The sequence below is a fragment of the Allobosea sp. 05T433 genome (genome assembly GCF_056396065.1).
On record NZ_JBFTKS010000003.1, the window covers coordinates 144,419 to 157,434 of the forward strand.

At 65.7% G+C, this 13,016-nt stretch carries 14 protein-coding genes; 8 read left to right on the top strand and 6 right to left on the bottom strand.

Annotated elements, in window-relative coordinates; all coding sequences use genetic code 11:
• Positions 1-13: 13 nt before the first annotated feature.
• Positions 14-937, bottom strand: coding sequence for an SDR family NAD(P)-dependent oxidoreductase (locus AC1DGP_RS04905; protein ID WP_441505314.1), 924 nt, complete (start codon positions 935-937; stop codon positions 14-16).
• Positions 938-1,020: 83 nt separating this feature from the next.
• On the opposite strand from AC1DGP_RS04905, the gene AC1DGP_RS04910 reads away from it, so the two are divergent.
• Positions 1,021-1,644 (top strand): TetR/AcrR family transcriptional regulator, encoded by a 624-nt coding sequence (locus AC1DGP_RS04910; protein WP_441505313.1) that lies wholly within the window; start codon positions 1,021-1,023, stop codon positions 1,642-1,644.
• Between the two features lie 83 nt (positions 1,645-1,727).
• On the opposite strand, the gene AC1DGP_RS04915 is transcribed toward AC1DGP_RS04910, so the two are convergent.
• A complete protein-coding gene (locus AC1DGP_RS04915; protein ID WP_476768414.1) occupies positions 1,728-2,639 on the bottom strand; it encodes a DMT family transporter in 912 nt (303 codons plus the stop codon).
• Positions 2,640-2,769: 130 nt separating this feature from the next.
• Between AC1DGP_RS04915 and AC1DGP_RS04920 the strand changes: the two genes are divergently transcribed.
• Positions 2,770-3,204: an Lrp/AsnC family transcriptional regulator gene (locus AC1DGP_RS04920; protein WP_043233394.1), complete on the top strand. Its 435-nt coding sequence runs from the start codon at positions 2,770-2,772 to the stop codon at positions 3,202-3,204.
• Positions 3,205-3,229: 25 nt separating this feature from the next.
• Here AC1DGP_RS04920 and AC1DGP_RS04925 read toward each other — a convergent pair whose 3' ends face one another.
• The gene (locus AC1DGP_RS04925) at positions 3,230-3,877 is read right to left on the bottom strand and encodes a dihydrofolate reductase family protein (RefSeq protein WP_441505311.1); all 648 of its coding nucleotides are present in this window, start codon (positions 3,875-3,877) and stop codon (positions 3,230-3,232) included.
• Between the two features lie 171 nt (positions 3,878-4,048).
• Between AC1DGP_RS04925 and AC1DGP_RS04930 the strand changes: the two genes are divergently transcribed.
• Together AC1DGP_RS04930 and AC1DGP_RS04935 are read left to right on the top strand one after the other, a co-directional pair.
• On the top strand, positions 4,049-4,855 hold the full coding sequence (locus AC1DGP_RS04930; protein WP_441489344.1) for an MBL fold metallo-hydrolase: 807 nt from the start codon (positions 4,049-4,051) through the stop codon (positions 4,853-4,855).
• Positions 4,856-4,968: 113 nt separating this feature from the next.
• Complete coding sequence (locus AC1DGP_RS04935) at positions 4,969-5,295, top strand: hypothetical protein (protein ID WP_441489345.1); 327 nt, start codon at positions 4,969-4,971, stop codon at positions 5,293-5,295.
• Between the two features lie 19 nt (positions 5,296-5,314).
• Here AC1DGP_RS04935 and AC1DGP_RS04940 read toward each other — a convergent pair whose 3' ends face one another.
• On the bottom strand, positions 5,315-6,055 hold the full coding sequence (locus tag AC1DGP_RS04940) for a 3-oxoacyl-ACP reductase family protein (protein WP_441489346.1): 741 nt from the start codon (positions 6,053-6,055) through the stop codon (positions 5,315-5,317).
• Positions 6,056-6,158: 103 nt separating this feature from the next.
• On the opposite strand from AC1DGP_RS04940, the gene AC1DGP_RS04945 reads away from it, so the two are divergent.
• Complete coding sequence (locus AC1DGP_RS04945) at positions 6,159-6,764, top strand: TetR/AcrR family transcriptional regulator (RefSeq protein WP_476831789.1); 606 nt, start codon at positions 6,159-6,161, stop codon at positions 6,762-6,764.
• A gap of 1 nt (position 6,765) precedes the next feature.
• Here the strand turns inward: AC1DGP_RS04945 and AC1DGP_RS04950 are convergent, their stop codons facing one another.
• Both AC1DGP_RS04950 and AC1DGP_RS04955 read right to left on the bottom strand, forming a co-directional pair.
• The gene (locus AC1DGP_RS04950) at positions 6,766-8,583 is read right to left on the bottom strand and encodes a monovalent cation:proton antiporter-2 (CPA2) family protein (RefSeq protein WP_476768413.1); all 1,818 of its coding nucleotides are present in this window, start codon (positions 8,581-8,583) and stop codon (positions 6,766-6,768) included.
• Positions 8,584-8,688: 105 nt separating this feature from the next.
• The gene (locus tag AC1DGP_RS04955; RefSeq protein WP_441489349.1) at positions 8,689-9,699 is read right to left on the bottom strand and encodes an aldo/keto reductase; all 1,011 of its coding nucleotides are present in this window, start codon (positions 9,697-9,699) and stop codon (positions 8,689-8,691) included.
• Between the two features lie 148 nt (positions 9,700-9,847).
• Here AC1DGP_RS04955 and fliK point away from each other — a divergent pair, with 148 nt between their 5' ends.
• Genes fliK through AC1DGP_RS04970 form a run of 3 tightly spaced genes read left to right on the top strand, consistent with a single transcriptional unit; the run spans position 9,848 to position 12,880 of the window.
• On the top strand, positions 9,848-11,401 hold the full coding sequence (fliK, locus tag AC1DGP_RS04960; protein ID WP_476831790.1) for a flagellar hook-length control protein FliK: 1,554 nt from the start codon (positions 9,848-9,850) through the stop codon (positions 11,399-11,401).
• Positions 11,398-11,691 carry an EscU/YscU/HrcU family type III secretion system export apparatus switch protein gene (locus AC1DGP_RS04965; protein ID WP_476768411.1) on the top strand — a complete coding sequence of 98 codons (294 nt, stop codon included), beginning with the start codon at positions 11,398-11,400 and terminating at the stop codon, positions 11,689-11,691. Before fliK ends, AC1DGP_RS04965 begins: the two co-directional genes overlap by 4 nt.
• Positions 11,692-11,737: 46 nt before the next feature.
• The gene (locus AC1DGP_RS04970) at positions 11,738-12,880 is read left to right on the top strand and encodes a GNAT family N-acetyltransferase (RefSeq protein WP_476831791.1); all 1,143 of its coding nucleotides are present in this window, start codon (positions 11,738-11,740) and stop codon (positions 12,878-12,880) included.
• The last annotated feature ends 136 nt before the right edge of the window (positions 12,881-13,016 follow it).

Sequence of the window (13,016 nt, forward strand, 5' to 3'; positions counted from 1 at the left end):
GTCGTCAACTCCCTCAGGCCCGCAGCGTCATCGCGCCGTCGACGACGATCGAAGCCCCCGTCAGATAAGGGTGGGTCGCGGCCGCCAGGTCGAGCGCGACAGCGGCCATTTCCCGCGCCGTCGCCATGCGGCCCATGGTCGGGATATTGTCCTTGGCCCATTGCGCTCCGCCAATCTGCCAGACGGCGTCGGGCGCAGCCATCATGCCCGCAACGCCGCGGACCAGTTCGGTATCGGTCGTACCCGGCAGAAGGGCGTTCACCCTGATGCCGTGTTTGACATAGTCGAGCGCCGCGGCGCGCACGAGCCCCGTCAACGCCGCCTTGCTGGCGACATAGGCCGACTGGCTCTCCCGGCATGTCGTGGCCACTGTCGACGAGGTCACGACGATCTGGCCGCCCGCCGACATCATGTGCGGGATCTGGTACTTCATCGCCAGGAACACACCGCGCAGGTTGGTGCTCAAAATGTCGTCGAACTCCGCCGCCTCGTAGCTATGCAGGGGCTTCTGAAGCGTGATCCCGGCATTGTTGAAGGCAACGTGCAAACCGCCGTATCGGGTAACGGAGCTCTCGACGAACCGTCGGACATCGTCCTCCCTGCGGATGTCGGCCCGGATATAGAGCGCCTCTCCGCCGGCTGCCTTGATGCTGCGCTCGACCTCTTGGCCAAGCGCCTCGCGCCGACCGCAGAAGGCGACCTTTCCGCCTTCGGCAGCGAAGGCCTCCACAGCCGCGCGGCCAATGCCGGAGGTCCCTCCCGTGACGAGCACGACCTTGTTTTCAAAGCGGCGGCGCCCATCCAGCACGACCGGTGCCGGTGCCGCCGCAGCGGCCCCGAGCATTGCGCCGCCGGCCAGGCCGGCCGCCGCACCGACGGCCATTCCCAATCCGGAGCCGGCGATTGCAAGCCGACGCGTGATGTGTCTGGTTTCCATGGCCTAACCTCTTGCATTTCGCTAATCTGAACAGCGATCAGATGCGTAGACAATAATTTGAACACCGTCAAGATAGAGGCGATATGAATCCGGCATCGAAGAGCGGCTACCATCATGGCGACCTGCGCGATGCGCTTGTGTCAGCCACCGACCGAATCCTGATCGAGCGCGGCCTTGACGGGTTCAGCCTGCGCGAGGCGGCACGGCGCGCAGGCGTTTCGGCAGGCGCGCCCGCGCATCATTTCGGCAGCGTCTCCGGCCTCCTGACGGAAGTCGCCATTCGCGGTTTCGAGGAGCTGGTCGCCTTCCTGAGAGCAGGCGAGGCGGAAGGAGGCACTGATCCGCTCGCGCGGTTGCACGGGCAAGGAACCGGCTATGTCCGGTTCGCCGTCGCATTCCCGGGCCGGTTCGCCCTGATGTTCCGCAAGGACCGTCTCGATGACGGCAATGAGCGCCTGTTGCTGGTCGGTGAGACGGCACGCCATGAGCTGGAGCGAGCCATGGCCGCCTGCCTCGGCCGTGATGTCTCCTCGCCGCACGTAGCGCTTGCGGCCATGGGAGCCTGGTCGCTCGTGCACGGCTTCGCCCATCTCGCCCTGGACGGGAAACTCGGCGGTCCCGCAGCAGTGGCGGTCGCCATCGACGACATGCTGCCGCAGCTGCTGGCCATGTACCGGCCAGATCGGGAACGGCAAGGCGATGTGTAGCTTTCCTCGCCCCCCGTTTTGGCCGCCGGACAGACGCTCCATGCGGCAGCCATGCTCGCGCCGCGCAGATGCGATTGCTGCGTCTATTCGGCCGGAAGCCGTACGATCGAGGTCGCATCAGGCCGCCGCCACGGCACCCAGCCGAGCGTCATGCCCGCCGCGGCAATCAGGATCGCAGCGGCTCCGATGATCTGGAGAAGCTGCGGCTGGTGGCCGAAGGCCGTCAGATCGACGATGATCGCGACGATCGGATAGATGAAGGACAGCGCGCCGGTCAGCGTCGTCGGCAACCGCTGGATCGCCATATAGAGCAGCACGAACATCAGCCCGGTATGGACGACGCCGAGCGTGCCAAGCAGCGCCCAGGTCTCCGCGCCGGCGGGCAACTGCGCCAGGCTGGCGAAGGGAGTGAGCATCGCGATCCCGACCAGGACCTGGACCAGCACGATCAGATAGGGCGCAACGCCCTTCAGCGCCTTCGCCACGATAGCGGCCAGCGCGTAGAAGAAGGCCGCGCCGAGTGCCATGGCGATGCCCGTGAGATAATCGGTCCCAACCGCCCCCGCGCCCGGCTTCGCCTGCATGATCAGCACCATGCCGGTAAAGGAGATCGCGAGCCAGAACAGCTTCGTGACGGTCAGTCGTTCGGCAAACAGCAGCGCGCCGAGCCCGACGAGCATGAAGGGCTGGGTGTTGTAGACCACCGTCGCAACCGAGATCGAAGCGCGCGAATAGGCCGAGAACAGCAGCAGCCAGTTCAGGACGACGGCAACGCCGCCTATCGCGGCGAGCGCGAGCTGGCGACCGGTCATCGCGCCGCGCCGAAGCAGCCCCAGGGCTCCGCAGACGATCAACAGGGTCGCGGCACCGAAAGCGCAGCGCCAGAACACCACATCCATCACCGGCTGGCCGGAGCGAACCACGAACCAGCCGATCGTGCCTGAGATCATCATGGCGGCCGTCATCTCGGCCACGCCGCGCCTATGGTCCGTCATCACCACCTCCACCCAGAAATGAAGCCGGATGATAGGATGACGGAATCCCGCGTTCTATGGATTACATGAGACAAATCAGAGAGAATGCCTCATATTGTAAGGGTCAAACCTCAGGAGACCTGATAACCATATGATCGACGAGCTGGACCGGAACATCATCGACATTCTAGCCGGGGATGCCCGCATCTCCCTGAAGGAGCTGGCTCAGCGGGTGAATCTGTCTTCGCCCAGCGTCTCCGAGCGGCTTCGACGGCTGGAAGAGCGCGGCGTAATCCGCGCCTTCACCGTCGACATCGATCCCCATGCGATCGGCTACCAATTGCAGGCGATCGTCCGGATCCGCCCCCTCCCCGGCAAACTACACGCGGTCCAGCAGTTGATCGAGGAGATCCCGGAATTCTCGGAATGCGACAAGGTCACCGGCGATGACTGCTTCATCGGCCGGCTGCATCTGCGCTCCATCGAACAGCTCGACCAGATCCTCGACCGGATCGCGGACAAGGCGGAGACCAGTTCGGCCATCGTGAAGAGCCAGCCGGTGAAGCGGCGCCTGCCGCCGCTATGAGGTGCAGGCTCCGCGCCGCGATTGATCAGGCTCGCCTGGTCACGACAATATGTGTGGCGGCGGGCGTCGCACTGTGCTGCGTGCTGGTATAGCCCAATGCGGGCAGGTCGAGATCAATGAAGAGGTTCTCGCCGGTGCCGAGCAGGATCGGCGAGACGGCGAGGTGCATCTCGTCGACTGCCCCCGCGCGCAGATAGTCCCGGATCGTCGCAACGCCACCGCCGAGCCTGATGTCCTTGCCACCTGCGGCTTCACTGGCGCGTTGGAGTGCCGCCTCCGGCCCATCGGTGACGAAGTGAAATGTCGTGCCGCCCGTCATCTCCAGCGGGGGGCGCGCATGATGGGTCAGTACGAAGACCGGAACATGATAGGGCGGATTGTCCCCCCACCAGCCTTTCCAGGCCTCGTCCGGCCATTCTCCCCGGATCGGCCCGAACATGTTCCGGCCCATGATCCAGGAGCCGATATTGGCAAAGCCGCGCGCGGCAAAATCGTCATCGACGCCGGTTTCGCCGCCCTCTTGCCCGAACATCTCTCGGAAAGTGCGCGTGCCGAACGCCCAGCGATGCAGCTTCGCACCGTTCACGCCGAGCGGATTGTCGACATCCTGGCTGGGTCCGGCACCGTAACCGTCCAGCGACAGCGAAAACCCGCGAACCACCAGCCTCGTCATGGCGATCATTCCAAACCAGTTGCAAAACGATATCGGATTCTTGCCATAACCGATCCTGATATGCAACCGGTCATCCCAATCGGACGATAGTCACGAAACTGACAGCCTGGCTTTCGCAGCCCGGAATTTTGCCTAAACCTTGGCTGCGGGAACGCAGCGGGAGCGAAGTTCATGAGACTGTCGACGACGCTAGGCCGAGCCGTCTTCGGATTGCTCGCGACGCTGGCGTGCCTGGCGCCGGCGCAAGCCCAATCCGACGAGCCCGGCTGCCGCCCGGAGATGGCAAGCCTCCGCCCGCCGATCCAGCGCGCGGCGCTCGCCAAGGACGAGGTCCGGCTGACCTTCGTCGGCCACGCCACCTTCCTGATCGAGACGCCCGGCGGCGTGAAGGCCGCCACCGACTACAACGACTACATCCGGCCGCGCGAAACGCCGGATATCGCGACGATGAACAAGGCGCATTCGACCCACAATTCGCGCAATCCCGATCCCGCCATCAAGCAGGTCCTGCCCGGCTGGGACCCTGCCGGCAAGGGCGCCGCGAAGCACGACGTCACGCTCGGCGACATGCGCGTACGCAATGTGCCGACCAATATCCGCTCCTATTCCGGATCGACCGATTTCGACGGCAACTCGATGTTCGTCTTCGAGATCGGCGATCTCTGCATCGCCCATCTCGGGCATCTGCACCACCCGCTCGAACCCGGCCATCTGCGCGCGCTCGGCCGCGTCGACGTCGTGCTCTTCCCGGTCGATGGCAGCTATACGCTCGATCAGGAAGGCATGATCGAGGTGCTGAAATCGGTGCAGGCCAAGGTGATGATCCCGATGCATTTCTTCGGCGGCTCGAGCCTCAGTCGTTTCCTCGCGCGCTCCCAGGATCTCTGGCCCGTCGAACGCCGGGCCGAGGCCGAAATCACGATCAGCAAGGCTATGCTGCCGCCCAAGCCGACGATCATCGTCCTGCCCGGAAACTGACCGGCCTCTCCGGTTTTCAGGCGCGCATTAACCCCTCGCTCAGCCTGGCGAGAGGCTTTTCTTGCCCTCCCGTTCCGCGGCGGCAATCTGTTCCCGTCTCATGGGAGTGCAGCATGATCCGGGTTCTCACGACTGCCGTCATTGCCGCCCTGTTGCTGCCGGCGGGTGCCGAAGCCGCGAAATTCCGCGGCGGAAGCCGTTCGTCGCATGGAAGCTCCCAGACCAGTTCCAGCGGAGGAAGCGGGACCTCCGTCGGGGTCGCGCCGCGGGTCGGCCGATCCTCACAGCAGGAAGCGGCCAAGGGCGACGCCCCGTCGCGCCCTCCCTTCCCGACGGCCAGCGCGGCGGCCCCAGCGATGCTGCGGCTCAGCACCGCCGAGGAACCAAGGATCTGGTGCCGCAGCGAAGTGGTGGTCGGCGGCTTCTGCATGCTGAACTGAGCCGCCGCCAGGCCAATCTTCAGGTGTTGGCGCCCCCATCGATTGCAAAGCCCGCCCCGGTGACGAAACGCGCTTCTTCGCTCGCCAGATAGGCCACCAGCCCCGCGATATCCTCTGGCTTGCCGTAGCGCGGGATCGCCATGCGGGCGCGCTGCTCATCGGCCTGCGGGCCGATCGCCGGATTCATGTCTGTGTCGGTTGAGCCGGGATGCACGATATTGACCGTAATGCCGCGCGGGCCGAGGTCGCGGGCGAGCCCCTTGGTGAAGCCGATCAGCGCCGCCTTGCTCATCGCGTAGAGCGTCGCACCCTCTTCGACCACGCGATCTGCGAGGCAGGACCCGGTCGAGATGATGCGTCCGCCGACGCCGAGATGCGCCGCGGCCGCCTGTGAGGCGAGCACGACAGCGCGAACGTTGACGGCAAGTGTCGCGTCGATATCGGCTAGACTCCACTCGGCGACCGCTCCTCCACGCCAGATGCCGGCGTTGTTGACCAGAATGTCGAGCCCGCCCAGCGAGGCCGCGGCCTTGTCGACCGCCCCCTTGACCGCCACCGGATCCGCGCTGTCGGCAGCAAGTGCGAATCCCTTGCGGCCAAGGGCCTCGATGGCGCGGACCACCTCGCCTGCCTTGTCGGCGGAGTGCTCAAAGGTGATCGCCACATCGGCGCCCTCGCGAGCCAATCGCAGGGCGATCGCGGCACCGATGCCGCGGCTGCCGCCCGTGACCAGGGCCTTCTTTCCAGTGAAGCGTGACATCAGGCAGTTCCATTTCTGTGATGATTGATACAGAAACAGATGGAGCGCTTGCCTCCCACCGTCAAGATAATTATCTACCGATCGATACAGAAAAGGAATGGCAATGACGGAACGCGGCCGCCCCCGCGCCTTCGATCGATCCGACGCCCTGAAGAAGGCGATGCTGATTTTCTGGGCAAAGGGCTATCAGGCCACCTCCCTCAGCGATCTGACGGGAGCGATGGGCATTGGCTCGCCGAGCCTCTATGCCGCCTTCGGCAGCAAGGAGGAACTCTATTGCGAAGCCATCGACTTCTTCGAAGCGAGTGAAAGCGATGAGATCGCCGGCCCGTTGACAGCAGCGCCAACCGCCCGAGAGGCGGTCTCGGCGTTCCTGGCTACAAGCGCCGCCGTATTCACGCGGCCGGGGCGCCCGCCCGGCTGCATGATCGTGCTCTCGGCGGTGAATGCCGTTGGCGTCAGCGACGAGACCGCGACCAAACTGCGTGATATGCGCGCCGGAAGCGTCGCGACCATCGCCCGGCGGTTGCGCGCTGCGATCGACGCCGGCGAGATCCCGCCTGGTATCGATGCCGAAGCCCTCGCGAGCTATTACGTCACCGTTCAGCAGGGTATGTCGATCCAGGCGCGCGACGGTGCTTCCCGCCAGCAACTGGACGCGGTTGTCCGCGGCGCGATGGCGGGCTGGGAACAGTTGACGGCCGGCTAGTCTAGGGGCCGCCGACATCGCCATAATCATCCGGGGCGGAGCCCAGAATCTTGCCGGGCGCCTTAGGTGCGGTCAGCGGGGTCGGTATCGGTGTATTGCCGTGGAGGAGATCGTTGCCCGCATGAATATCGCTCGCGACCTGGAGATCCAGCCGTTCATCGTCGCGACGACGCACATCCTCGGCAATCTCAGCGACCTCCTCCTCCGACAGTCCCATGCTGCGCAGTGCGGCTGCGCCGAAAAGCATGGCGGATTCGAAGGTCTCACGAATCTGGTATTCGACATTGCTGCGGATCAGGTCCATCGCGTGGCCGCGATCATAGGCTCGCACGAACAGCTTCGCGTGCGGGAATTCGGCCTGCGCCATGGCGACGATCCTGTCGGCAGTCACGCGATTATCGACACAGACCAGGATCACCTGCGCCCGCTCGGCGCCGGCAGCATGCAGGATCTCGCGTCGCGTGCCGTCACCGTAATAGACTTTGAAGCCGAAATTCGACGCGGCACGGATCAGTTCGACATCGACTTCGATGATCGAGACGCTGCAGCCCCGCGCCAGCAATGTCTGGCTGGCAACCTGTCCGAAACGCCCAAAGCCGATCATCAACGCGCTGCCATGCAGGCCGGAGGCAATCTCGACGCCGTCCAGCGAGGTCTGCTCCGGTGGCAGGAAGCGATCGAGAGCCAATACGAGCAAGGGGGTAAGCGCCATCGACAGGATGACCGTGGCGCTGGCCACTGCGTTGACCTCAGCGCCGAAGATGCCCGCCGCTGCCGCAGCAGCATAGAGCACGAAGGCGAATTCACCGCCCTGTGAGAACAGTGCCACCCGCGTGATGGCGTCGCGGGTCCTGGAGCCGAACAGCTTGGCGACGATGAAGATACCACTGGCCTTCACCGCCATGAACGCCACCACGGCCAACGCGACCAGACGCCATTCACGGGCGATCAGGTCGAGTTCGAGCGACATGCCGACGGCAAGGAAGAACAGGCCGAGCAGGATCCCGCGGAACGGCTCGATATCGGCTTCGAGCTGGTGCCGAAAACTCGACTCCGACAACAACACGCCGGCGAGAAAGGCCCCCATCGCCATGGAGAGCCCACTCAACTGCATGGCGAGCGCTGCTCCGAGCACGACCAGCAAGGCAGCCGCGGTCATGACTTCGCGGGCTTGCGCAGCCGCAAGCAGCCGGAACATCGGGTTGAGCAACCAGCGCCCCGCCACCACGAGACCAATAACGGAGCCGGCGGCGATCAGAAGCGGGAGCCAGTCGCCGGTATCCCCCGGCTTCGCCGGCGCAAGGAGAGCAACGATCGCCAGCAGCGGCACGATCGCAAGGTCTTCGAGCAAGAGGATCGACACCGCCTGCTGCCCATGCAGTGTCGAGGTCTCGCCACGCTCGTTCAGCATCTGCATGACGACGGCGGTCGAGGACAGGACGAAGCCCATTCCGGCCACGAAGGCAGCCGGAAGGCTCAGGCCCGCGAGCAGGCCGACACCGGTCAGCAGCGCACCGCACAAGCAGACCTGCGCGACACCCAGCCCGAAGATCTCACCCTTCAGCTTCCAGAGCCGGGAGGGCTGCATCTCCAGGCCGATGATGAACAGGAACATGACGACGCCGAACTCGGCGACGTGGAGCACGGCCTCCGGGTTGGCGAAGAGACCGAGCCCCGATGGCCCGATGGCGACACCGGCGGTGAAGTAACCGAGCACGGAACCAAGGCCGAGACGACGAAAGATCGGCACCGCGACGACGCCCGCGCCCAGGAGCGCCACGACCTTGACGAGATCACCGGTAAGGCCTTCGACCGCCATGCGCCCTCCTGCTCCTGCCAGGCATCGGCCCGGCTGCGGCACTCGCAAGCGCCTATTGGCGCAGCCCATCCGGAAAGAGCAAGCTCCACGCCGGCGAGGCCGGCCTCAGGCCTTGCGCGTGATCCGGCCCTCCAGCGGGTAGGCTGGATCGCTGTAACCCGGCGTCGAGGGATGGCCGGCAGGCACGAGCCGATCGACCAGGGCCTCATCCTCGGCGTCGAAGCGGGCATCGAGCGCCGCGAGATAGGCCTGCCATTGTTCGAGGGTGCGCGGACCGGCGATCGCCGCCGTCACCAGCGCATTGTTCAGCACCCACTGCACCGCGAACTGGATCGGGGTCAGCCCCTTCGCGGCCGCATGGTCGCGGATCGTGCGGGCGATGATCAGCGATTCCTCGCGCCATTCGGTCTGCATGATCCGCTTGTCCGCGCGGCCGGCCCGCGTGCCCTCCGGCGGTGCCTGACCCGGTTCGTATTTCGCGGTCAGAATGCCGCGGGCGAGAGGCGAATAGGACGCGACACCCAGGCCGTAGAAATCGCAGGCGGGCAAATGCTCGACCTCGGGCATGCGGTTCATCGCGTTGTAATAGGGCTGGCTGACCACGGGCCGGTCGATGCCGAGTTCATCGCAGAGCCGGCAGATTTCCGCGACGCGCCAGGAGCGGTAGTTCGAAACGCCGAAATGCCGGATCTTGCCCTGACGCACGAGATCGGCGAGCGCATGCACCGTCTCGCCAAGCGGCACGGTGTGGTCTTCCTTGTGGAGATAGTAGATATCGATGAAATCCGTCCCGAGCCGCCGAAGGCTGTCCTCGCAGGCCTGCATCACCCATTTCCGGGAGAGGCCACTCTGATAGGGCCCCGGCCCCATAACGCTCGCGACCTTGGTGGCCAGAACCCAGTCATGCCGGTTCGCGGCAATCGCCCGCCCGGTCACCTCTTCGGAGCGGCCCTCGTTATAGACGTCGGCCGTGTCGATGAAATTGATCCCGGCCGCGCGCGCGTGATCGACGATGGCTCGTGCATCGCCTTCCTCAGTCGCACCTCCGAACATCATCGTCCCCAGGCATAGCGGCGAAACCTTCAGGCCGGAACGGCCGAGCCGACGATAGTTCATCTGCGTTGTCCCTGATGCATTGGCGCGCAAACCTGCCTCATCACCTGCGCCCGCACCAGAGCGAGGCACGCAGAGATGCCTTGCAAGGGCAAGAGATTCCTTAAGATTTCATGGGAAGCTGCGACAGTCAGTCAATGGTCGCTCCCGCATGAATCTCGCCGCTCTCGTCCAGAGCCAGACCCTCGCCACCTTGCTTGCAGCCTTGGCTCCCGGAGCCGGGCTCGAGCCCGGCAAGACGGTCGAAGCGCGCTTGCTCTCCCTGGGCAAGGACGGTACCGTGACCGCTTTGGTCGATGGCGTGAAGATCGATCTCGTTCTCGCCGGCCCGGAAGTCCGACAGGCTGCGCTGCAGCCCGGCACAACGCTCACACTCAAAATCGAGGCTCCGGAAGACGGTGGAACGGGGGTGCGGGCGACGCTGCTTGCGGCTCGCCCTCCTGGCGAAGCTCTCACTCCTCCGGCTCAGTTGGTGCCCATCGACGGTCCGCGGCGCGAGCCGGCGCTCGCACCGCTTGCGCTGGAGACGGGCCGCAGCGCCAAGCCGTCGGCTCCGGAGGCCGCCACCCCCGGCCTGCCGGCTTCGTCGCGTCTTGCCGGCGCGAGCTCTTCAGCACCTTTGCCAATCCCCGCTACCGTCGCGGTGGCCCCTGCGCCGACCCAACGGCTGCAGTCCGAGGCGACGCCCTCGCCGCGCGCACTTGCCGGCCCGCTGATGGGCGAGGCTCTCGCTCGCCAGGACAGTCTCGCGCCGCTCTTCGCCAATCTGCAGGTGCTTGCCAACGGTACGATCTCCCTCATCCTGCCCAAGCCCCTGATGGGCCTGATCGACCAGATCCTGGCTCAGGCCATGCCGGCCGAGCGTAGACCCGTAACCGGCCAGGGCTTGAAGCAGGCCGTCGCACGCTCCGGACTTTTCCTGGATGCGCAGGAGGCAAGACTGCCTTCGCGAGCAAGCGACCGCCCGGAGGCAGTCGCACCACGCCCCTCTCCTCACGGCGATCTGAAGGCGGGGTTACGCGCGCTCAGCGACATGCTGCGGCCGCTTGTCGCCCCGGACGCCGCCGCTCCAGGGCTCAAACCGTCGGGAACAGAACCAAGGACGGCAGAGCAGGCAACGAGCGATGCGGAAGCGCATATCCGCCCGTCCCCGCCACGGCGCGACGGCGCGCTCGCCCCTCAATCGATTGCCGAACCCACCCTGTCGGCCGGAGAGAAGCCGCTCGTCATCGCACGCACGCTGCTCGACCAGACCGAAGCCGCGCTCGACCGCGTCAAGCTCGCGCAGTTCGCATCTCTGCCGCCAGAACCCAACCGTCCCGAGGCCGCACAAGGCCAACGCTGGGTGACGGAGATCCCTCTCGCTTTCCAAGCGGGCACCGCGATCCTGCCGCTGCATATCGAGAAGGACCCGCCGCGACGCAGCCCCTCTGGTGTCGAAGGGCCCCTCTGGCGCGTGCGCTTTGCCCTCGACGCCGAGCCGATGGGTCCGCTGCAAGGTGTCGTAACGCTCCAGGGACGCGCGGTGAGCGTCTCGCTTTGGGCCGAACGCGAAGGAACGAGCCAGTTCCTGCGCGGCGCTGCGCCTGATCTCCAGGCAGCGCTGGCCAATGCAAAATTTGAAGACGGAACCGTCGACATTCATACCGGCCAGCCGCAAGCCAGGCGAGCGACCGCCGGCCAGTTCCTGGACCGTCTGTCATGAGCCCTCCCTCTCCCGATCCGCTCGCGGTCGCGCTCGAGTATGACGGCCATGGCGCCCCGCGCGTCACAGCAAAGGGCCGCGGAGAGCTTGCTCAACGCATCATCGAGACCGCCCGCGAACATGATGTCGACATCGAGCGGAACGCTGTGCTCGCGCAGGCTCTCTCCACGGTCGAGCTGGACGATCAGATCCCCGAGGAACTCTACCGGGCTGCGGCGCAGGTCATCGCCTTTGTGCTATCGTTACGGGGCGAGATGCGCCTCGGTAGGCAGGGCGGCGGCCAGTCTTGATCCAGTTCTGCCCAGAGCCTGCTTGCCGCCTCCGCACGAGGGTCGGATGAGCGCCGAGATCGTCATCAGGCGCACGCGGCTTGGCGATTATGTCGGCTATGGTGCAGCCTTCGCCGAACTCGCGGAACGAGCGGTCGAGCCCAATCCCGCCATGTCGCCAGCCACTGTCGCGGCTGCGCGGGTCCTGGTTCCAGATGACCGCATCGTCATCCTGACGGCCTGGCGCAGTGAAGCGCTCGGTTCCGAGAGCCTCGTCGGAATCTGGGTGTTGCGTCGGCAGCGCGACTGGCGCAGCGGCCTTACCCCCATCCTCGCCGCTCCGCTCGTGCCGCTCTACGAGGTTTCATCGGCCCCCGTGCTGGACCGCGACAATGCCGAGGATATCGCGCTCGCTCTGCTGCGCCACCTCGCCGCATCGCGCGACCTGCCGAAAACCCTGGCTCTGCCGCTCCTGCCCGTGCAGGGGCCAGGTTTTCGTGCGCTCCAGGAGGCTTGCCGGGTCACCGGCAGCGGGCTGACGACATTCGAAACCTGGCAGCGTCCCGTGATGATCGCTCAGCCCGGCGACGATGCCGAGCGCTATCTCAGTCGCGCCCTTGGCTCAAGTTACAAGAAGCGCATGCAGCAGTTCCGGGCGATCGCACGGAACGGCGTGGTCTCCTTCCAGCGCAAGCGTCGCCAGGCCGCAGGCGAGGCGTTCGAGACCTTCCTCGCGCTCGAAGCGGCAGGCTGGAAGGGGGAAGCCGCGACCGCAATCGCCTGCCTGCCTGATGACGCGGCCTATTTCCACCGGCTCGTCGAGCTCTTCGCCGAACAGGACGCGCTCCAGCTCGACACGCTGCTGCTCGATGGCAAGCCCATGGCGATGGGCCTGCTCGTCGAAAGCGGAAATACCCGCCAGTTCCTGAAGATCGCCTATGACGAGACCCAGGCGCGCCATTCGCCAGGGCGAGCGCTGACCATTGCGATGCTCCAAGCCGATTTCACGGAGACGCCGCCGGTCTTCTTCGACAGCGGCGCAGGCGACGGCGTCGATCCCGGAACCTATGTCTGGGGCGAGCGCAGGACCATGGCGAATGCGATCATCGCGATCGGCAGCGCGATACCGGGGCCGGCACAGGTCGCCGCCCTGGCCCGCATGTGGCTGCGGCGCCTGCGGAATCGTCATCAATCGGCAAAGCATCGATAGAGATCACGCGGCTCGCCTGGCGACCTCGCACGCATCAGCTGAGAACAACTCCGGCGACGCCGCCCTGTCGAGCCGACGTCCGGCTCGGAAGGCGGCGGCCCATGACGAGATTGACCAGGCTCGCTACCTGCCCGAT